Origin of the sequence: Sphingobacterium faecium, assembly GCF_003054045.1 — a bacterium.
Classification (GTDB): Bacteria; Bacteroidota; Bacteroidia; order Sphingobacteriales; family Sphingobacteriaceae; genus Sphingobacterium; species Sphingobacterium faecium.
On record NZ_QBKH01000001.1, the window covers coordinates 505,707 to 527,126 of the forward strand.

Here is a 21,420-nt window from a genome sequence, read left to right on the forward strand (position 1 = left end):
ATGAAATAACTACGTTATTTTTTTAGATAATCATGTTAATGCACTAAACTATTTTTAACCATGTTCAACCTTCTATACCTTGTGGCTGTTATCTTATTGATATTAATAGTATTTTTTTTGTACAAAAAATATTTTAAATGTTCCCATAAATGGGAAGCGCGAGAAGTAGACAATAAATATCCAGTATGGTTTTGTGTCAAATGTGGTATGATGAAGAAAGAATCATAAATCAGCATCTCACAATTTTATTGCTCAATTTTTGGATCCAAATAGCTGGAGTGTATATCCATAAAAAGAGTAGTGGCTAACCTACTCTTTTTTATGGATATACCTTTTTAGGGTGATTATAGCTCCTAATTGAAATAAAGTACTTGCCTGATGTTTACGTTTAAGATCATTCATCGTTTTTTCAATGGACGAGAGGCTGTAAGGAACTACGCCTTTGCTTTTTAATTCAATGGAAATCTCTTGTTGCGTCTTTCCTTTAAGTAGTGAGTCTATAATTAGCTTTTCAAATTCAGTGTGCATGTTATAAAGTTAAACAATTTCTGATAACTGGTTTTATGTTTAGGTTGGAAACGGTTTAAACAATGAGATTATCAAGATCTTTGTCACATACAGCATTTATTGTTTGCATATATTTTGAGGAACTGTTTCGGCTTAGATGGGCAATACAGCTATCGATTCATATGTATTTTATTTTTATTTGACCTGATGATATAGTCTTATAATTTCATCAATTACCAATTGAGGATCGTCATAGAAAACATAATGTTCAGCTTTTTCGGCTAAGATATATGTGCGATTTTTTTTCTCCATTGCAAACCTTTTTAATGCATCTTTAAAGTCTTGCCTATCTTCTCCTTCAAATGGAGTTATTCCAGAAGCAATGATCGTGAGGGGTGTTTCGATAGCAGGTGCAACTTGGCGCATTATTTCACTAGTGTTTTCATAGTTTAACACAAGATGATAAAATCCTATACTTTCCTTTTTAATGGCTTGTATACTATCGCGAAATAGTTCTTTCGTATAGCTTGCGCGCTTGGGAGTCATAAAATAAGGACTTACTATATCAATAAAAACTGCTCCTTTAACTTTTTTTGGTGAATTTGAGATGAATTTCATGACATAATTACCTCCTAATGAGTGAGCTACAAAAAAATAATTTTCTGTAAACTTTAGTATTTTGAGGGCTGAATATAGATCGTTGACTTCATTTGTTATATTGACATGGTTTGAGTCAATTTCGCTTTTTCCAAATCCAGCACGATCATAGGTGATGAGTGGCGCGTTGGTTCGGTGACTTAGTTTTTTACATATTTCTTTCCACACAGAGCCATCATTACCAGCTCCAGATTCGAAAATAATGGGTACTCCTATACCGGCTTTGATGGTGAAATGTAGTTTGTGACTACCTACATCGACTAGTGTATCTTTAGTTTGACAGATAGCCATGGTTTGAAATAGCATCATCATTGCTATGATCAGTGAATACCTTGTTTTCATCATATGTTTTTATATCATCATTTTTCAAACTTAGATAAATTTGTTCATTTAAAAATTTCCTCTTTGTCCTATATTTCACAAAGTGAGTATTAAAAAGAGCAGGATGATAAAGTTTATGAGCTATATTTAAAATCATCTCAAGCGAAGTTAAATTCACAGTACATCGGCTGGAGCATAATGGACTTCATCAAGATTGTGAAGTATGGTGTGAAACCAAATTAATTTTTATTGTAAATAAGATTTCTTAAAAATAACCTTTGTTCAATTGTTTATTTTAATATCTATCTTTAATTTCTTTTTAATAGAAAAAATTATTCTTAAATTGCTTTGGTACTTCGTTTTGAATAGGATCTGTTGTATTTATTTTTCATTTATCGTCTAAAAACTAAAAAACTTCATCAAATAATATAAGTAAGAATGAAAAGATGTATCAAACAAATTGGAAGGACTTTACTGCTAGTTGCGGTAGGATTGTCTTCATTTAATCAAGCAGACGCTTGTACGAGAGTTGTTTATAAAGGCCCAAATAACACAATCCTCACAGCTCGCAGTATGGATTTTTCAATCCCAATTCCCTCTAATCTATGGCTATTTCCGAGAAACATGGAACGTGATGGAAGTACAGGTAAAAATACGATAAAATGGACTTCTAAATATGGTAGTATGACTACAAGTTCGTGGGACATTGCCGTATCTGATGGTTTGAATGAAAAAGGTCTTGTTGCAAATCTACTTTGGCTCGTAAGTTCAAAATATCCTGAATTTTCGAAAGAGGGCACAGGAAAAAAAGGTTTATCAGTTTCGCTATGGGCTCAATATGCTTTGGATAATTTTGCTACAGTAGCAGAAGCTGTAGCGCATTTTAGCAAAGAAGAGTTTGTTGTAGTTACAGATTTTATACCTGGAACCGATAAGTTTACAACTGTGCATCTTTCGATGTCCGATGCGACTGGCGATAATGCTATTTTAGAATATATAAATGGGAAGTTAGTTATCCATCATGATCCTTCATATACCGTAATGACTAACGATCCAATATTTGAAGAACAATTGGCGATAAACGAATATTGGAAAGGTATTCCAGGGAATATATTTCTTCCTGGCACAAACAAGGCCGCTGACAGATATGTACGTGCATCCTATTATATCAAAGCCATTCCGCAAACTGACGACATTAGAATAGCTTTAGCCGGAGCATTAAGTGTGATCAGACAATGTTCTGTACCTTACGGTATATCTACCGAAGGTTTTCCCAATCTATCCACAACAAGGTGGAGAACAGTTTCAGACCAAAAAAATCTTGTATACTATTTTGAAGATGCGCTCAGTCCAAATGCGATCTGGGTAGATTTGAAAAAATTGGATTTCAGTAAGAATGGAAAAGTAAAGAAACTTCCGCTAGACAAAAACCAAATCTATGCAGGAGAAACATCTGGTCAGTTTTTAGAAGCCAAACCATTTGTATTTCAGGGCATATAAATTGAATTCATTGAATTTAAAATAAGATATTCAGCTAAATCCAATTGTTAGCTCTAATCGTATAGAAATACAAAATCCTCTATTCGAGTGCTCTAATCCACTAAAAAAGAAAAGCCCAACCTAAGTTGAGCTTTTCTTTTTGTGGAGCCGGAGAGATTCGAACTCTCGTCCAGTCATGGTACTGTATACGCTTTCTACATGCTTAGCTTCTCTTTAATTGTCGAGCGAGGGAAGGTGAGATGCTGACCTATACCGTACGCCGTATTTGCTGAGTCTTACAAGTGATTAGCAAAATCACACCTGCCAGTTCTATTGTTCGATGCCCCTGATGTTAAACCAAAGAACAGGATCTAACGGGACAAATAGCTATGTTAAGTCTAACTTAAGCAGCTAAGGCGTAGTTTTCTTCGCCAGTTGTAATTGTGAAAGTTCCGATTAAAGTGCTCTACTAACAACGCACTGCATGCTTACATAACCGTCTCCATCCTGTCAATTCCGGTCGACCCCAATTATGTAGGACACAAAAATACAAATATTATTCCAATAATGAAGTAATATACAGGGTTAGGATGCAATATATTTACTAACTTACATTTATTGATCTACAAACAATTGTTAATCAGAATTGTTATAAAGATGAAATATTCATTGAATCAAAAAATAAATCTACATGGCTAAAGAAATAAAATCCAAAAAATCGAAAAAGATCAGTAAAAATGTGTCAACGCCAGTTGCTAAAAAGAAGCCTGCTGATGAAATTACCAAAGCTCATATAGTTGCGGAAAAATCGAAAAAACCTCGAAAATTAAAGAAAGCGTCTAAAAAAGAGATTTCAAATGAGGATTCTAAATTAGTTAAGGCTTATAAAAAACTGAATAAGAAAGTGAGAGAAACGCTTTCAGATATACAGGAAAAATTGCCCTTTTTTCATGTAGATGAAACGGTTCAACGCACCAGTTCAGGTAAAGATAAAAAAGTTAAAGACAAGACTAAAAATAAAAAATCAAAAGATGGTCAACTTTCGGGAGCTATATCTGATAAGAAAGTAGTTTCGAAAAGTGATGATTCGCTGAAAAATAAAAAGAAGAAAAAATCAGCTGCGACACCTGCTGCATCTTTTGACAAAAGTAGTAAAAGTAAATCTATCCTTGACAAAAAGGTGACTGCTGAAATTAAGCCTGAGCGTAAATTGAAAAAATCAGACAAGAAAAAGCAATCTTCTGATAGTAAACCTGATTCTGCACAGCCTGATTCTGCACAGGCCGCTGCTGAAGCTGCTGATAACCCGCAACTTGTGCCAGGATCTACAACTGCGGATGAGAATTCAAAACCTGTAGCAGCAAGTAAGCCAGCAACAACTGCATCAAAACCAGCAGCTAAACCTGCACCTACGAAAGTAGCACCAAAGACAGCTGAAGCTCCAAAACCTGTAGCGGCAAGTAAGTCAGCAACAACTGCATCAAAGCCAGCAGCTAAACCTGCACCTGCGAAAGTAGCACCAAAGACAGCTGAAGCTCCAAAACCTGTAGCGGCAAGTAAGCCAGCAACAACTGCATCAAAGTCAGCAGCTAAACCTGCACCTGCGAAAGTAGCACCAAAGACTGCTGAAGCTCCAAAACCTGTAGCGGCAAGTAAGCCCGCAACAACTGCATCAAAGTCAGCAGCTAAACCTGCACCTACGAAAGTAGCACCAAAGACTGCTGAAGCTCCAAAACCTGTAGCGGCAAGTAAGCCAGCAACAACTGCATCAAAGCCAGCAGCTAAACCTGCACCTACGAAAGTAGCACCAAAGGCAGCTGAAGCTCCAAAACCTGTAGCAGCAAGTAAGCCCGCAACAACGGCATCAAAGCCAGCAACTAAATCTGTACCTTCGAAAGCGGCGCCAAAGGTTGCTGAAGCTTCAAAACCTGCAGCAGCAAGTAAGCCAGCAACAACTGCATCAAAGCCAGCAGCTAAACCTGCGCCAGCGAAAGCTGAAATGAAAGTAGCTGAAACTCCAAAATCTGAAGTTCCTTCAAAAACAGTGACTGATTCAGTAAAACCAGCCGACACTAAAGAGGGAGGAAAACCAGCTACAGAATCGAAAGCAACTCCAGCCCCTCATCCGAGTTTAGCTCATGATAATACTAAGAAAGTGGCAACCCCAGATAAGGATGCAGCTGGTAAAATAGTGCAAACAGAAGAAAAAGATATCAGTTCAAAATAGCATCTGCTTTTAAGAATGAAATAAAAAAAGGAATGCTTTACTTTGGTAAAGCATTCCTTTTTTTATTGGGGAAACTCAAATTATTTAAGCAATCCCGCACGTTTCAATAACGCCTCTACAGTTGGCTCTTGGCCTCTAAATTGTTTATACAAACTCATCGGATGTACTGTTCCTCCTTTGGATAAAACGGTATCTTTAAATTTTGTAGCAATCTCTTTGTTAAAAATTCCATTTTGCTTAAAGTAGTCAAATGCATCAGCATCCAATACTTCTGCCCATTTATAACTATAATATCCAGATGAATAGCCACCATCAAAAATATGTGAAAAAGAAGTGCTCATCGCATTATCAGCAACATCAGGATAAAGCTGTGTTGATTCAAATTGATTTTTTTCAAATTGCTTTAAATTATTGATCGCTGTAGGATCTTGACCGTGCCACCCCATATCTAGCATTCCAAAGCTGAGTTGGCGAAGTGTAGCCATGCCTTCTAAAAAAGAGGCACTTTCGCGTATTTTTTCAACCATTTCCATTGGAATTGGTTCTCCGGTCTCATAATGTTTAGCAAATAGCGTTAATGCTTCTTGCTCATAACACCAGTTTTCCATGACCTGACTTGGCAATTCTACAAAGTCCCAGAATACGGAAGTTCCTGAAAGAGTTGGATATACGGTATCTGCCAGCATGCCATGTAAAGCGTGACCAAATTCATGAAATAAAGTAGTCACCTCATTAAAACTCAAGAGAGAAGGCTTGGTTTCTGTAGCTGGTGTAAAATTGCAGACAATGGAAACATGTGGACGTTCGTTTTGATCCGCTCTTTTATATTGGGGTTTAAAAGATGTCATCCAAGCACCATTGCGCTTGCCTTTCCTAGGGAAAAAGTCGGCATAAAAAATAGCGACAAAATCTCCTTGCTCATTTTTTACTTCAAAAGTTTGTACCGAAGCGTGATACTTGTCTATATGCTGTACTTCATTGAAATGTAATCCAAATAATCTTCCTGCGATTTCAAACGCACCATGCAGTACATTTTCTAGTTTGAAATAGGGTTTCAATTGTTCATCATCAAGTTGAAACTTCTTCTGTTTTAGTTTCTCAGCATAATAAGCTCCATCCCATTTTTGCAGTTTGTCAATACCATCAGTTTCCTTTGCAAAAGCAGTTAATTCATGGAATTCTTCTTTTGCCGCTGGTTTTGCTTTGATCAGTAGATCACTTAAAAATTCACTTACTTTAGCTGGATTTTGAGCCATGCGTTCCTCTAATACAAAATGAGCATGTGTTTCATATCCCAAAAGCTGCGCACGTTGATAGCGTAACTTGCTTATTTTTAAGACAATTTCTTCATTGTTATTCTCATTTTGTTGAAAACCTTTTTTACCAGCAGCAATGCTGATCGTTTGGCGTAATTCGCGGTTATCGGCGTAAGTGACAAATGGAACATAACTTGGATAGTCCAAAGTAAAGATCCAACCAGATTTCTCTTTAGATTTCGCTAATCCTGCAGCTGCTTCTTTCACTCCATCAGGCAGACCAGCTAGATCGCCTTCTGCTGTAATATGTAATTCATAAGTATTTGTATCGGCCAATACATGCTCACCATATTTTAATTTGAGTAGCGACAGTTCGCTGTCAATAGCACGCAACTGATCTTTTTTATCTTCTGCTAATAGCGCCCCATTGCGAACAAAATCTTTATAATTTTTTTCTAATAACGTTATCTGTTCTGATGTGAGTTCTAATTTTTCTTTTTGATCATAGACTTCCTTAATTCTTTTGAAAAGTTTAAAATTAAGCGTTATATCATTGCCTAACTCCGAAAGCTTAGGTGCAACGTCTTGTGCTATTTGTTCCAGCTGATCATTGGTTTCCGCAGAATGTAGATTGAAAAAAATACTAGATAGACGATCTAGCGGCATTCCCGAAAATGCAAGTGCTTCAATGGTGTTTTCGAAAGTAGCAGGGGCAGTTGCATTTGCTATGGCATCAATTTCTGCTCTCGTGTTGCTAATGGCTAGGTCAAATGCAGGTATATAGTCTTCGTTTTTTATTTTAGAAAATGGTGCGGTATTATAAACCGTCTCAAAATGTTGTGTTAAGATACTCATAAAGTAAATTTAATAGAATATTTTGAACCTGTGTATAAAAATGGAAATTACGACAGCAAGATGATAATAAGATAATGATATTTTATCATGTAAAGCACGCATGTAATGGCGCATTTTTTATGGCGTATATGGTCGTTTTGGTTCAAAGTAATTCCATAATAAATGGGATATTTTTCTTGTCAGTTCTTCAGCTTCATTATGCTTGGTCCAACTTTGATCCTTTATGTTATTGGTCAAGACACAAAAAACATAATCACCGCTAGGTGCATTTACCAGGACAACTTCACCTCGAGCTTCATCAACAGATCCTGTTTTTGATGCGGTTTTAATATATGCTGGTATTTGTGATAGTGAACGTTCGTTGTAAAAAATATTACCCAAATAGCGATACATCCGATCCGAAGCTTTCAAACTGACAACTTTGCCTTGATAGATCATCTCAACTAATGTTGCCATTTCTCGTGGAGTAGTTTGTCCCCAACCGTATTTCTTCCAAATATCATGGCGTCCCTCAGTACGGGAATTGACTTTAGTATTGACTAACCCTAATTTATCCATCAGTTCATTAATCACTAAACCTCCGCCTGCAAGTTGTTGATTCCAGATAGAGGTAACATTATCACTATAACTTATCATCAATCCAACTAGGGTAGATAAATCTGTTTCGGTGCTGTCTTTGAAGAATTGCATTAAGCCAGAACCGCCATATTGCTGAGATGAACGATAGGTGAATTTTTGATCGAGATTTAATTCTCCTTTTTCTATTTTGTCGAAAACCCCAACAAGTATCGGTATTTTGACGATGCTGGCTGTTGGAAAGATAGAATCTGCTTGGATTAAAACTGATTTTTGCGTTTTTAGGTTTTTTACATAGATACCAATATCTCCTTGAAAGTTCTGGGTGAGTGCTCTTAGTTTCTGTTCTAATTTTGTGTCAATTTTTTGAGCAAGTAGCCTATATGGAACTAAGCATATCGTCAATAAAAAGATGAATAAAAATTTTGTTCTCATTAGATTTTAGTTGTATCTTATAAAAGTAATGATAATTAAACTATAATTAATCGAGGAGAATAATATGAATCTTTTTATGTTACTATTGGGATGTAAACCATCAGGCAGACATATTGAACAACATGATATTTATTTTGGTATAGCAGAACAATTGGGAGAATTGGTGTCATCGATTGAAAACTATTGGCCAGAGGCAAAAGATGATATTCATGTTGATTCTTGGCGAAGAGTAACAAAAGTTGGGAATTATCAAATTTCCATATCGACCGAACCAGTAGATAATAAAGAGCTAAAACTATATTTTGTCAATCTAGGAGGGTACAAGCCCAACGATATGGAAGAGTACCATTATAAGGAGCTCGTTGTAGCGCGTGAGTTGGAAGAAGCGAAGGATTTGGCAAAAAAGACGGTTTTCTTTAAGCATCATCTATCTCCACATATTGATGATAAATATGGTATCGATGTCGATGATATCTATGAAATCGAGGAGCTCCTGCCGTCCTTATTTAAAGAACAATACTATGTCAGGATTGAGCAATGTCCTGCTGCTATTTCATATGAGGATGAGATAACCAATGGTTACTTTACGATGGAGATCTTGCGAGATCAATTGGAATAAATCGCACAAGCATTGTTATAAACTGTACCCTTATTTTGATCAAGTTTACTTGTAATTTTATAACAAAAAAATAAAGTGAATAATTTGATCAATTTATCCCGTAAAAAATTCATTCAACGTGCTGCTATAGCTGTTGCTGGCGCATCTTTACCGATGGGCACTTTAATCGCTGATCCCATGAATGCTAATCAACCCAATAACGTAATTTCAAAACTGCATTTCAAGAATGTTCGTTTGGAGACAGGTTTTACGTTTGATGAGGCCGATGTGATTGCTACGAAGACAGATTTATTTTATGTTGAAGTTGAACATGGAAAAATTATTAAAATAAGTGCTAACCAACCTCATGCAGATGCTATTGATGCTAAGGGATTGTTGATGTTGCCCTCTTTTAAAGATATGCATATTCACTTAGACAAAACTTTTTATGGTGATAAGTGGCAAGCTATCAGACGTGGCGCAGGTGGAGTGAAAGGAATGATTGCTTTGGAACAAAAGATGCTCCCCGACTTATTGAAAAATTCAACTTTTAAAGCAGAAAAACTGATTGAACTTTTGCAGTCAAAAGGTACGGCATTTGCACGTAGTCATGTCAATATTGAACCGACATCTAAATTGCAATCACTTAAAAATCTGCAGATCGCTCTAGAAAATAAACGTAAAAGCTTTGGAGCAGAATTGGTTGCTTTTCCACAACATGGCGTATATTATACAGATAGTGTTCCTTATTTAAAGGAAGCTGCTCAAATGGATATCGACTTTATAGGAGGTGTGGATCCGTTTTCTATTGATGGGCAGATTGAAAAAACAATGGATTTTACTGTTCAACTTGCCTTGGATCATCATAAAGGAATAGATATTCACTTGCATGAGTCTGGAGAGTCGGGATTGAAAACGGTGGAATACTTAATCGATAAGGTCAATGAAAATCCGATTTTAAAAGGTAAAACATTTTTAAGCCATTGTTTTGTACTTGGGAAGATCGATAAAATAAAGCAGGAAGAAGTTGCGGAAAAGTTAGGGGCTGCACAAATCGGTATTGTTTCAACAATTCCTTTTGGAGGTTTAATTATGCCAATTCCGACATTATATAAGCATAACGTAAACGTTTTGACCGGTAATGATAGTGTTGTGGACCATTGGGATACTTTTGGAACGGGGAGTGTTTTACAGAAAGCGAATTTGATGGCTCAGCTCTATGGCTACTCTTCAGAGTTTTTACTATCAAGAAGTTTAAAATTAGCAACTGCAGGGATACTTCCTTTAGATGACAAAGGAGTACAGCAATGGCCGAAAATAGGGGATCAAGCTGACTTTGTATTAGTTAAAGCAAGTTGTTCAGCTGAAGCAGTTTCGCGTATTTCAGATATCCACGCTCTGGTTCATAATGGAGAATTGGTTTACTAAGCGTAACAAATTAGGTTATATTGCTATTTTCATATTTTGATTTTTCTAATAAAAATACAATGAAGTTTAATTTATTCTCCACCTTATTTAGTAAATTGAATTGTTAAATTTGAGGAGAATGGATAACCAACGCGAATATTTTCCTGTTTTGAATATTCAAGAATTTACTGAAGCACCTTCGGAGCTCAGTAATTTATTATTTCATGAGTTACGTGGTTCACGTCAGATCGTAGAACCTCATAAGCATGATTTCTTCATTATTTTGTTATTTGAACAAGGGAGTGGATCGCATACTATTGACTTTAAGAGTTATGCGGTTGAACAGCAACAGGTGCATTTACTTTTTCCGGGTCAAGTGCATCAATGGGAATTTCAAGAGACGACCGTTTGCTATCAATTGATGATCAATCGTGAATGGTTCGAGCGTTTTCTGCCAGACCTTCGTTTTTCTTCTTTATATTATCAACAACATCCTGTTTTTCAGATTTCAGATTTATTGTATAAGGCACTGCGATATGAATTTCTTGCCATCGCGCAGGAGTTGAAAGATAAAACTGTTCTATGGGAAATTATTCAAACACGGAGTAAATTAATCGGTCTGTTGCTGCGTAAAACTTTTGAGCTTACGTTTAGTGATTTTGAAAAATATCATTCAAATCCTATTATTTCAAAATTTGTACAGCTTATCGACCTACACTTTAAATCAGATCGATCTGTTTCTTTTTATGCTGAAAAGCTCCATATATCAGCCAATTATCTCAATATAGTCTGTAAAAAAGGAGTTAATATAGCGGCCTCAACATTGATTCATGATCGTATCTTGTTGGAATCAAAACGCTTACTGAAAATTTCTGAAATGAGTGTGAAAGATATTGTCTATGAATTAGGTTTTTATGATCACGCCAGTTTTTCCAAGTTTTTTAAAAATCAAACGGGTATGACTCCTTCTCAGTTTAAAGAACAGGGATAATTTGAACAACAGGTAGCATGATCTGTACATCGATGATCCAAGCCGTGATTTTTATATTTGTTATATAATCATTGATCATATGCTATCATCTCATCAATTACTTGCCAAAGGGCATTATACACTAAAAAATATTCGTTTAGAAACAGGATTTGAATATGAAAATGAGGAAGTTATAGGTACCCATACTGATTTATTTTGTATTGAAATTGATAATGGGAAAATAAAAGCAATTAGAGCCCATGATCCGAAAGAGGAAGCTATTGATATGAAGGGGAGGCTGATGTTACCAGCTTTCAAAGATATGCACATCCATATCGACAAAACCTTATTTGGGCTACCTTGGCAAGCCCTATCTCCCAAAAGAAAAACGGTTGCTGATATGATTGCATATGAGCAAGAAATCATCCCCGATTTACTGAAAACTTCGACAGCGCGTGCAGAGCAACTGATTGGTCTGCTGCAAAGCTATGGAACAACCTATGCGAGGACTCATTTCAATGTAGATCCTACATCTGGACTTCAATCTTTTGAACATCTTTTGAGGGCATTGGAACATAAACAAGAATCTTTTAAAGCAGAGCTTGTTGCTTTTCCACAGCATGGTTTGTATTATACTGATTCGGTTCCTTTGATGAAAGAAGTGGCAATGTATGATCAGGTTGATTTTATTGGGGGATTGGATCCTTTTAGTATTGATGGGAGTGTCGAAAAGCCATTAGAATTTACGGTCCAATTGGCTTTAGATCATGGTAAAGGAATTGATATCCATTTGCACGAAGCTGGTCCATCAGGGGTGCAAGCAATACAATACCTCATGGATAAGGCAATCGAAAATCCACAATTGCAAGGAAAAACATTTATCAGCCACGCTTTTGCCTTAGCTCATTTGAATACAAAAGAAGTAGAAGAGATCGCAGAAAAATTGGCATTTGCACAAGTTGGTATAGCCTCTTCTGTACCTTTTAAGGGTAGACCTCTGCCTATTCCTGAATTAAAAAAACGTGGTGTCCATGTATTAATTGGAAATGATAATGTACAAGATTACTGGAGTACATTTGGTACTGGAAATATGTTACAGAAGGCAAATCTTATAGCTGAATTGTATGGCTATGCGACAGAATTTCAGCTTTCTAGAACGTTACAGTTTGCCATACAAGATAGATTGCCCTTGGATGATGAAGGAAAGCAACAATGGCCACGTATCCATGATGATGCCCAGTTTGTTTTTATAAATGCGACCTGCTCTGCTGAAGCAGTGTCCAGGATGTCCACTGTACACGCATTTATGCATAATGGAAATCTTTTTGTGACATATTAAAGCTTGTCAAGTTACTATAGGAGCGGGGATGATCTTTATTTATGGGCAGTACTGATCAATTAAATAGATGTAATAGATGAAATTACAAAAAATTAACATGCAATTGTTCATTCTAAAATATAATTGACGTATTTTTGCAAATCCTAAAATCAATATGGTTTGGTTGGAATAGGGAAAAATAAATATTATGAAAAGAATAGGTGAATCCAAAAAGATTTTTGGTATTACAAAAAATGAAGATTTAGCAACGTTAAAAAAGATATATCGTGACTTAATCAAAGCTTGGCATCCGGATAAATTTCAAGATGAAGTGCAAAAAGAGGAGGCTGAGTTAAAGAGTACAGAAATTATTGAGGCTTACCACTTCTTAGTTAGTATTGCTCCTGAAACACACGAAGCCAATTTAGAAGAGTATAACAATACGATCAATAACTTTTTTATTGAGGATTTTGAATTTAAAGGTCAGACGTTAAGAGTTACATTTCAGGATAAAAGTACATATGAGTATTTTGGTGTTCCAAAAACTGTGTATACAAAGTTTCTTAATGCTGAGTCTCGTCCAAGATTTGGTAGAAGACAAATTTTCAACTCATACACATTCCGCAAAAGTGCGAATGCAATGGGAGCATAATTTGATTGCTTATCATAAAAATAGCCTTATTGATAAAACAATAAGGCTATTTTTATGCAGTTTTATTTAATTACGCTTCCGATATTGCATTGATAATATCATATTGCGTGATGATATTGATTTTGCCAAACTCATCCTCTACTAATACAGCTTGTGTATCTTTATTGATCAGTGCTGATATTTTATCAATCGATGTTTTTAAGTCAACAAATGGAAACGGTTTTGTCATAACATCTTGCACGGAAGATGATTTAAGAGCAGGATTTTCCAATAGTGCAATTAAAATATCCGACTCTGTTATTTTACCAACAACCATACCTTGTTGCGTGACAGGGATCTGAGAAATATTGAGTGTTTTCATGAAGTTAAATGCTTCAAATACGGTTTGTTGTACATCTGCAGTAACAATGGCCTGTTCGCCCCTTCTTTTTAAGATACTTTTTGCATTTAGTTTCTCGTCTTCTAAGAATCCACGTTCTCTCAACCAATCTTCATTATACATTTTGCCCATATAGCGAGATCCGTGATCGTGAAAGATGACGACAACGAGATCGTCTTCTTTTAAACTGTCTTTTAGTTGAATAAGTCCTGCTAATGCTGATCCTGCAGAATTACCGGCAAAGATACCTTCCTTACGCGCTAATTCTCTTGTCATCAATGCCGCGTCTTTATCGGTAACTTTTTCAAAAAGATCTATTACACTAAAATCAACATTTTCCGGGAGAAAATCTTCACCTATACCTTCAGTTATATAGGGGTATATTTCATTTTTATCGAAAATACCGGTTTCTTTATATTTTTTGAATACAGAACCATAAGTGTCAATACCCCATATTTTAATATTTGGGTTTTGCTCTTTTAGGTATCGGCCTGCACCTGAAATAGTTCCACCAGTTCCTACACCTACAACCAAATGGGTGATTTTTCCTTCTGTTTGTTCCCATATTTCGGGACCAGTTTGCTCGTAATGCGCTTGTGCATTGGAAGGATTATCGTATTGATTGGCTTTCCAGCTATTAGGAACTTCTCGTTCTAGCCGGCTAGATACCGAATAATAAGAGCGAGGGTCTTCCGGATCCACATTTGTCGGACATACGATTACTTCCGCACCAAAAGCACGTAAAGCATCGACTTTTTCTTTAGATTGCTTATCAGTTGTAGTAAAAATACATTTATAGCCTTTGACAACAGCTGCCATGGCCAAACCCATACCCGTATTTCCTGAAGTTCCTTCAATGATCGTTCCTCCCGGTTTCAATAAACCCGCCTGCTCTGCATCTTCAATCATTTTGAGTGCCATCCTATCTTTAATCGAGTTTCCAGGGTTGGTGGTCTCGATCTTCGCTAGGATAGTTCCTTTGAGATCTTTGGTTATTTTGTTTAGTTTAACAAGAGGGGTGTTGCCTATTGTTTCTAAAATGTTATTATACCACATAAATTTACTGTTTGTTTATACAAAAATACCAAAAATAGTCTGTTTCTTAGAATTTCAAATGTTTCACAGTCAACCCATTATTTTTAAGTTGTTTAAGTGCGTCTATTCCAATACTGATATGTGCATCGACATATTTAGCCGTTACACTAACATCACTATTGGCTGTTTTGACACCTTCAGGAATCATCGGCTGATCGGAAACAAGTAATAGTGCACCTGTTGGAATCTTGTTCGCAAACCCGACACTGAAAATGGTAGCCGTTTCCATATCCACAGCCATAGCACGTATTGCTTTAAGATATTTTTTAAAATCTTTATCGTGTTCCCAGACTCTTCTATTGGTCGTATATACTGTACCGGTCCAGTAATCTCGGGAATGATCGCGGATAGTCGTTGAGATCGCTTTCTGTAAGGCAAAGGATGGTAATGAGGGTACTTCTGCAGGAAAATAATCGTTGGATGTACCTTCACCCCGGATGGCTGCAATCGGCAAGATGAGTTCTCCAACACCAATTTTCTTTTTCAGTCCTCCAGTTTTTCCTAAAAATAGGACTGCCTTTGGTGAGATGGCTGATAATAGATCCATTACAGTTGCCGCCATTGGGCTTCCCATACCAAAATTTATAATTGTAATACCACCTGCTGTGACACTTTGCATCGGTTTATCTTCTCCATAGATGGGTGCATCGTCATGCATTTCTGAAAAAATAGTGACATATTTTGAAAAATTTGTTAATAAGATATAATCTCCAAATTCCTCTAATGGTCTTCCAGTGTAGCGTGGCAACCAGTTATGAACGATCTCTTCTTTAGATTTTAAACCTGGTGTGATAGGGGTATCAACATTTTTTTTACTTTTTGCCATAATTCATCTATTTAATAATTTAACCTCATTTGAAGGAAGAGCGGTCTGAATAATACATATGGTTAAAAAAAATCCCTCGCGATTAGCGAGGGATTTTTTTAAGCGACTTGCAATTTTTTGATGTCCGACTTTTCAAATTTTTTCGTGGCATATTCTAAGGTGATATGCAACTCCTTTTGATTCGTCTTTTCCTTTGATGTAGGAATTTCAAACATTGCGTCGAGCATAATAGCCTCGCATATACTTCTTAAACCACGAGCTCCAAGTTTAAACTCATCCGCTTTATCAACAATAAAATTGTAAACTTCAGCATCAAATTTTAATTCAATTCCTTCGTATTCAAATAATTTTCTATACTGTTTGATTAACGCATTTCTAGGTACAGTCAAGATACTTAATAGTGTCTCTTTGTCCAATGGATTTAAATACGTTAACACAGGTAATCTTCCTATTAATTCTGGAATTAATCCAAAGCTTTTTAAATCCTGAGGGGTAATGTATTTATAGAGGTTTTTTAAATCAATCTCTGCATCATCCTCATTCATGCGGTAACCCACTGTCTGTGTACGTAGGCGATTGGCGATTTTCTTTTGAATACCATCAAATGCACCACCACAGATAAATAAAATATTGCTGGTGTTTACGGCAATCATTTTTTGGTCAGGGTGCTTACGTCCACCTTGAGGCGGTACATTAACAACTGTTCCTTCTAAGATTTTCAATAAAGCTTGTTGAACACCTTCTCCAGATACATCTCTAGTGATCGACGGATTATCACTTTTACGTGCGACTTTATCAATCTCATCAATATAGATGATTCCACGTTCAGCAGCAGCAACATCATAATCAGCAGCTTGTAGTAAACGGGTCAAGATACTTTCGACATCCTCACCTACATAACCTGCTTCTGTCAATACTGTCGCATCCACGATGCTGAAAGGCACATTTAATATTTTTGCAACCGTTTTAGCCAATAAGGTTTTACCTGTTCCCGTTTCACCTACAACGATCAAATTTGATTTTTCAATTTCGATCTCGTCTTTATCAACTTTTTGATTTAAACGTTTGTAGTGATTGTATACTGCAACAGAGATGACCTTTTTAGCGTCATCCTGTCCGATCACATACTGATCTAAGTGTTCTTTTATTTCTAACGGACGAATTAACTTTAACGCAGTCTGTAATGTTTTACTCTTGCGCTGTTTCAATTCTTCTGCTAGAATTTCGCCAGCTTGATTGATACAACGATCACAGATGTGAGCGCCATCTCCGGCGATAAGCATTTGGGCATCATTTTTACTCATCCCGCAGAATGAGCAATGAACACCACTGTTATTATTTTTAGCCATTACTATTTAATAATCTCCTTTTTAGGAAGTAAAATCTCATCAATCATTCCAAAATCTTTTGCCTCAGAAGCTTTCATCCAATAATCGCGGTCAGAAGATCTTTCTACCCATTCATAAGTTTGTCCCGAGTGATCAGCAATGATGGTATAAAGCTCTTCTTTCAATTTCATCATTTCACGTAGATTGATTTCCATATCTGAAGCAACACCTTGAGCACCACCTGAAGGTTGGTGGATCATCACACGTGAGTGTCTCAATGCAGCACGCTTACCTTTTGCACCAGCAACCAATAACACAGCACCCATAGAAGCAGCAATTCCTGTACAGATTGTCGCTACATCTGGTGCAATATATTGCATAGTATCGTAAATACCTAAACCAGCATATACACTACCACCTGGTGAATTGATGTAGATTTGAATATCACGTTGTGCATCTGTTGATTGTAAAAACAACAATTGTGCCTGAATGATATTCGCCACTTGATCGTTGATACCATCACCTAAGAAAATAATACGGTCCATCATCAAACGTGAGAATACATCCATTTGAGCAACATTTAATTGACGCTCTTCTACGATGTACGGGGTCAAGTTTGTAGGTGTATTTACTTGTGCGCGTGCTATAAAACCATCAACATGTTGACTTCCAATTCTATGATGCTTGATGGCATATTTTCTGAATTCGTTTTTATCTATATTCATATTCTTTGTGATTCAAATTTATAAGACTAATATAAAACTATATTTTAAATAATAAATACTCTGCACGATTTGTTTTACATCTGAGTTACAATTCTATTAAAAGTTGATCGTAACTGGGGAGCTCTTCGATAAATATGAATGAGCTATTTTGAAAATCAATCTTACAATAGTAATGCTCTAATCCATTGCTTACTAACAGTAACGGAATTTTATGGATAGAATTGTAATTGGCGATCTGTTCGAAGGTCGCTTGTGTAATTTTGATGTGTGGAGCTTTAAATTCTGCTAACACTATTTTTTCACCTCGATTATTATAGATCAATAAATCACTGCGCTTTTGAAGATCATTTAATTTTAAACCGCCTTCAATTTTCATTAAGGATTTAGGATACTTTTTCTGAAGATGGAGATAATGGACCCAGTGTTGACGCACCCATTCCTCAGGTGTTAGAACAAGTTTCTTTTTCCGAAGATCATCAAAAATGAAAATCGTTTCATTTTCCTTTGTCAATTTCGCGGGATATGGCGGTAAATTTAACGGAATCGGGTTAAACATAATGCAAAGATACTAATATTTTGTTTTACACCTAATAACCTTGATTGCGGATTCCACAAGACAAATTTTACTGTTCATCAATTTAGTTGTAATTTAGAGGCATCATGAATATCAGCCCTATTTTAACAGACATCAAGAAACGTAAATTTCAACCCATCTACCTATTGCACGGTGAAGAAAGTTATTTTATAGATGTCATTAGTGATGCTTTGGAGCATACTGTTCTTAATGATGCTCAAAAAGGTTTTGATCAAACTGTATTGTATGGAAAGGATACTGATTTTTCGACTATCGTAAGTGCAGCTAAGCGCTATCCCATGATGAGTGATCATCAACTTATTATTATTAAAGAGGCACAGGATCTGAAATGGAAGGATGACGAACTCTTGCTGAAATATGTGGAACAGTGTACGGCATCTACTGTATTGGTGTTCGATTACAAATATGGTAAATTTGATAAGCGGAAAAAACTGTATAAAGCCATTGAAAAAAAGGGTCTTGTTGTTGAATCAAATAAACTTTATGATGATAAGATAGCTGCTTGGGTTATTTCTTACCTTAAAGAACAAGGGTGGAACATCCACCCGCAAGCGGCAGCATTGCTTTCTGAATATTTAGGTACAGAGCTTTCTAAGATTGTAAATGAGTTGAATAAGCTCATGCTCAACGTGCCCAAAGAAAGAGAAATTCTTGTTTCGGATATTGAACAGAATATCGGTATTTCTAAAGATTTTAATGTATTTGAACTGAATACCGCTTTAGCTAAACGAAATGCACTCAAGGCTTATCAGATTGTTGATTATTTTGCTGCTAATCCTAAAAGTAATCCATTGGTGTTGGTTCTGGGGACTATTGCAGGTTATTTCACTAAGATATTAAAGTATCATTACATCGTTGATAAAAGTACAGCAGCTAAAGAACTGGGGGTCCATCCATTTTTTTTAAAGGAATATGAACTTGCTGCGCGCAACTATAATAGAAGAAAAACATTTGCCATTATTGAAGCATTGAAAGATGCGGATCTGAAATCTAAAGGAATGAATATTGGAAGTAATACCACTACGAAAGATATCCTGACAGAATTGATATTTACAATACTGAACTAAATATTCGCATTTTTTAAAAAGAGAAAAATATAAAAATTATCTAAAAAAGCCTTTCTTAATTATTTAAGAAAGGCTTTTTTTTGTCAATAGGGTCGTGTTATGTTCGTTTAGTAATCTTGTTTTCAGTGGTTTGTATGTAATGTTATCTTTTTGTAAATTTTAAATTAAACACTTGTTTAAATTAAACACTTGTTTAAATTTGCACACGGTTTTTAAAAAAACAAAAAAATGGAGTTTAGTGAGAAACAGTTAGAGATCCTGCATGTAGCAGAAAAGCTTTTTTCAAAGAATGGTTTTGATGGTACTTCTGTCCGTGATATTGCGCATGAAGCTCAGATTAATGTGGCTATGATCAATTATTATTTTGGATCTAAGGACAAATTGCTGGATGATCTTTTTGATTACCGAGTTGAAAAATTCAAAATGGATGAAAGTATTTTGCAGTTGACGATTCCTGTCATGGACATATTGGACGAAATGGTGAGCTCGTATATTAAATATATGAATTCCAGTTTAGCCATTTATCAGATCATTGCGATAGAAGCGGGCGTGAAGAAAAGATTGATGCTTTCTGATTCTTACAAGAATTTGAAGGTTCATAATTTACATGTTATCTCGAGTATTATTCAAAAAGGGGTGGATACAGGTGAGTTTCGTCCAGGTAATGATCCTATCCTCATACATGCAACGATGATGGGTACTTTTATGAATTTCCAGATGAACCGCTCATTTTTAAAATCAGAATTAAATATTACTACAGATGAGGAGTATAGTGAATATATGGAATCTACTTTAGTAACACATTTACAAAGAACGATTAAAGCTTTATTAACATATGAATACTAACATAGGAAAGTTTACACTTATACTTTTCTGTCTACAAGGTGTAGCATTTGCTCAGCAAAGTGCTCCCCTTACTTTGCAAGAGGTTATTCATCTTGCGCAGACACAAAGTTTAGAAGCAAAAGCTTCAGAAACAAAAATTACTGGTAAAAAATTGGAATTGGAGGCATCAAAGAATACATTACTTCCAGATGCTAAGTTGAGCGGACAATATTTGGCCATGACTTCTCCGGATGTCAAATTTCAGATCCCCTTGTCATCGTCTTCAGATCCGATGAGTATTAAGGCAAATCAATTATTACTTGGTCAAGCTTCTGTCAGTATGCCTATCTATACAGGTGGTAAAATCAAAAATAGTATTGCAGCTGCTAGCAACGCTGTCAAAGCAGAGGAGTTTTCTGCACTCGCATTGAAAGATCAATTGGCGGAACAAGGGATCAATCTCTATATCAATTTATATAAAGCGCAGCAAACGACTCTTTTAATGGAAGAAAATATCAAAAGATCTGAACAGCGTGTTGCCGATTTTAAGGCAATGGAAGCAAATGGGATTATCCCTCGCAATGATCTTTTAAAAGCGGAATTGCAATTGTCCAATTACAAAGTTGCCTTGCAGGAAGCTCAAAAGAACGCTACTGTTTTAAATTATCAGTTGGTTAATTTCTTGAAATTGGATGAAGCAACCAAAGTCCCTTCTATCAATTTGGATGAAGCGCCATTAATGGTAGATATTTCAGATGCAAATACTGCATTAGCCAATAGAAATGAGTTGAAAGCGCTTCAAGCAGAACACGATATCGCTTTGAATAGGGTAAATATTGAAAAATCAAATGCCTTACCAAAAATTGCTTTGACTGGTGGTTATGCTGCATTGGATGTGCATAATTTGATTACCGTTAAAAATGCGGTAAATGTGGGGGTCGGAATATCTTACGACATTGGATCGCTTTATAAAAACAAGAAGAATGTCAATATTGCGCGCAATCAAGTAAGTCAAGTGGATGAGCATGTTGTGATGATGAATGATAAAATTAAAGTTCAAGTACAACAGGCTAATGAAAATTATCACTTAACGATATCTCAAAATCAGTTATATACAGAGGCCGTAAATCAAGCAAATGAAAATTATCGGATCGTTAAAGATAAATACGATAATGGGGTAGCGGATACCGATGATTTGTTGGAAGCCGATGTACAGCAATTACAATCAAAAATCAATTTAGCCATTTCCAAGGCTAATACGGTTGAAAAGTATTATGATTTACTTTTAGTAAATGGTCAATTAACAACAAAATAATTAGAAA

General features: G+C 35.9%; 19 protein-coding genes and 1 other RNA gene. 10 read left to right on the forward strand and 10 right to left on the reverse strand.

The genetic code is table 11. The features are described 5' to 3' along the window. Positions 1-309: 309 nt before the first annotated feature. Together C8N37_RS02135 and C8N37_RS02140 are read right to left on the reverse strand one after the other, a co-directional pair. Positions 310-528, reverse strand: a complete 219-nt coding sequence (locus C8N37_RS02135; protein WP_108157332.1) for a hypothetical protein — start codon at positions 526-528, stop codon at positions 310-312. Between the two features lie 174 nt (positions 529-702). Next, a complete protein-coding gene (locus C8N37_RS02140; protein ID WP_108157333.1) occupies positions 703-1,509 on the reverse strand; it encodes an alpha/beta fold hydrolase in 807 nt (268 codons plus the stop codon). 414 nt (positions 1,510-1,923) lie between these two features. Between C8N37_RS02140 and C8N37_RS02145 the strand changes: the two genes are divergently transcribed. Continuing rightward, positions 1,924-2,985: a linear amide C-N hydrolase gene (locus tag C8N37_RS02145; protein WP_108157334.1), complete on the forward strand. Its 1,062-nt coding sequence runs from the start codon at positions 1,924-1,926 to the stop codon at positions 2,983-2,985. A 139-nt stretch (positions 2,986-3,124) separates the two neighbouring features. Here the strand turns inward: C8N37_RS02145 and ssrA are convergent. Beyond that, positions 3,125-3,492, reverse strand: a transfer-messenger RNA (tmRNA) gene (ssrA, locus tag C8N37_RS02150). A 163-nt stretch (positions 3,493-3,655) separates the two neighbouring features. Here ssrA and C8N37_RS02155 point away from each other — a divergent pair. Further along, positions 3,656-5,191: a hypothetical protein gene (locus tag C8N37_RS02155; RefSeq protein WP_108157335.1), complete on the forward strand. Its 1,536-nt coding sequence runs from the start codon at positions 3,656-3,658 to the stop codon at positions 5,189-5,191. 80 nt (positions 5,192-5,271) lie between these two features. On the opposite strand, the gene C8N37_RS02160 is transcribed toward C8N37_RS02155, so the two are convergent. Then, on the reverse strand, positions 5,272-7,302 hold the full coding sequence (locus tag C8N37_RS02160) for a M3 family metallopeptidase (RefSeq protein ID WP_108157336.1): 2,031 nt from the start codon (positions 7,300-7,302) through the stop codon (positions 5,272-5,274). Between the two features lie 117 nt (positions 7,303-7,419). After that, positions 7,420-8,313, reverse strand: a complete 894-nt coding sequence (locus tag C8N37_RS02165) for a serine hydrolase (protein ID WP_108157337.1) — start codon at positions 8,311-8,313, stop codon at positions 7,420-7,422. 76 nt (positions 8,314-8,389) lie between these two features. On the opposite strand from C8N37_RS02165, the gene C8N37_RS02170 reads away from it, so the two are divergent. From C8N37_RS02170 to C8N37_RS02190, 5 genes are all read left to right on the forward strand, one after another. After that, the gene (locus C8N37_RS02170; RefSeq protein ID WP_244914319.1) at positions 8,390-8,932 is read left to right on the forward strand and encodes a DUF1543 domain-containing protein; all 543 of its coding nucleotides are present in this window, start codon (positions 8,390-8,392) and stop codon (positions 8,930-8,932) included. Positions 8,933-9,007: 75 nt separating this feature from the next. Next, entirely contained in the window at positions 9,008-10,339 is a 1,332-nt protein-coding gene (locus tag C8N37_RS02175) for an amidohydrolase (protein ID WP_244914320.1), read from the forward strand. 118 nt (positions 10,340-10,457) lie between these two features. Continuing rightward, positions 10,458-11,309 carry a helix-turn-helix domain-containing protein gene (locus tag C8N37_RS02180; RefSeq protein WP_108157339.1) on the forward strand — a complete coding sequence of 284 codons (852 nt, stop codon included), beginning with the start codon at positions 10,458-10,460 and terminating at the stop codon, positions 11,307-11,309. A 79-nt stretch (positions 11,310-11,388) separates the two neighbouring features. Then, positions 11,389-12,627, forward strand: coding sequence for an amidohydrolase (locus C8N37_RS02185; RefSeq protein WP_108157340.1), 1,239 nt, complete (start codon positions 11,389-11,391; stop codon positions 12,625-12,627). A gap of 187 nt (positions 12,628-12,814) precedes the next feature. Continuing rightward, positions 12,815-13,258, forward strand: coding sequence for a KTSC domain-containing protein (locus C8N37_RS02190; protein WP_045753889.1), 444 nt, complete (start codon positions 12,815-12,817; stop codon positions 13,256-13,258). A gap of 70 nt (positions 13,259-13,328) precedes the next feature. Here the strand turns inward: C8N37_RS02190 and C8N37_RS02195 are convergent, their stop codons facing one another. The 5 genes from C8N37_RS02195 to C8N37_RS02215 form a co-directional block, all read right to left on the reverse strand. Next, a complete protein-coding gene (locus tag C8N37_RS02195; RefSeq protein ID WP_108157341.1) occupies positions 13,329-14,693 on the reverse strand; it encodes a pyridoxal-phosphate dependent enzyme in 1,365 nt (454 codons plus the stop codon). Positions 14,694-14,739: 46 nt separating this feature from the next. Further along, positions 14,740-15,558, reverse strand: a complete 819-nt coding sequence (locus tag C8N37_RS02200; protein ID WP_045753891.1) for an AMP nucleosidase — start codon at positions 15,556-15,558, stop codon at positions 14,740-14,742. Positions 15,559-15,656: 98 nt separating this feature from the next. Next, positions 15,657-16,907, reverse strand: a complete 1,251-nt coding sequence (clpX, locus tag C8N37_RS02205; protein ID WP_108157342.1) for an ATP-dependent Clp protease ATP-binding subunit ClpX — start codon at positions 16,905-16,907, stop codon at positions 15,657-15,659. 2 nt (positions 16,908-16,909) lie between these two features. After that, positions 16,910-17,611 (reverse strand): ATP-dependent Clp protease proteolytic subunit, encoded by a 702-nt coding sequence (locus C8N37_RS02210; RefSeq protein WP_045753893.1) that lies wholly within the window; start codon positions 17,609-17,611, stop codon positions 16,910-16,912. An 85-nt stretch (positions 17,612-17,696) separates the two neighbouring features. Continuing rightward, entirely contained in the window at positions 17,697-18,167 is a 471-nt protein-coding gene (locus tag C8N37_RS02215; RefSeq protein ID WP_108157343.1) for a type I restriction enzyme HsdR N-terminal domain-containing protein, read from the reverse strand. Between the two features lie 104 nt (positions 18,168-18,271). Between C8N37_RS02215 and holA the strand changes: the two genes are divergently transcribed. From holA to C8N37_RS02230, 3 genes are all read left to right on the forward strand, one after another. Next, a complete protein-coding gene (gene holA, locus C8N37_RS02220) occupies positions 18,272-19,273 on the forward strand; it encodes a DNA polymerase III subunit delta (RefSeq protein ID WP_108157344.1) in 1,002 nt (333 codons plus the stop codon). Positions 19,274-19,501: 228 nt separating this feature from the next. Then, positions 19,502-20,119: a TetR family transcriptional regulator gene (locus tag C8N37_RS02225; RefSeq protein WP_108157345.1), complete on the forward strand. Its 618-nt coding sequence runs from the start codon at positions 19,502-19,504 to the stop codon at positions 20,117-20,119. Continuing rightward, on the forward strand, positions 20,109-21,413 hold the full coding sequence (locus tag C8N37_RS02230) for a TolC family protein (protein WP_108157346.1): 1,305 nt from the start codon (positions 20,109-20,111) through the stop codon (positions 21,411-21,413). The genes C8N37_RS02225 and C8N37_RS02230 overlap by 11 nt, the downstream gene beginning before the upstream one ends. The last annotated feature ends 7 nt before the right edge of the window (positions 21,414-21,420 follow it).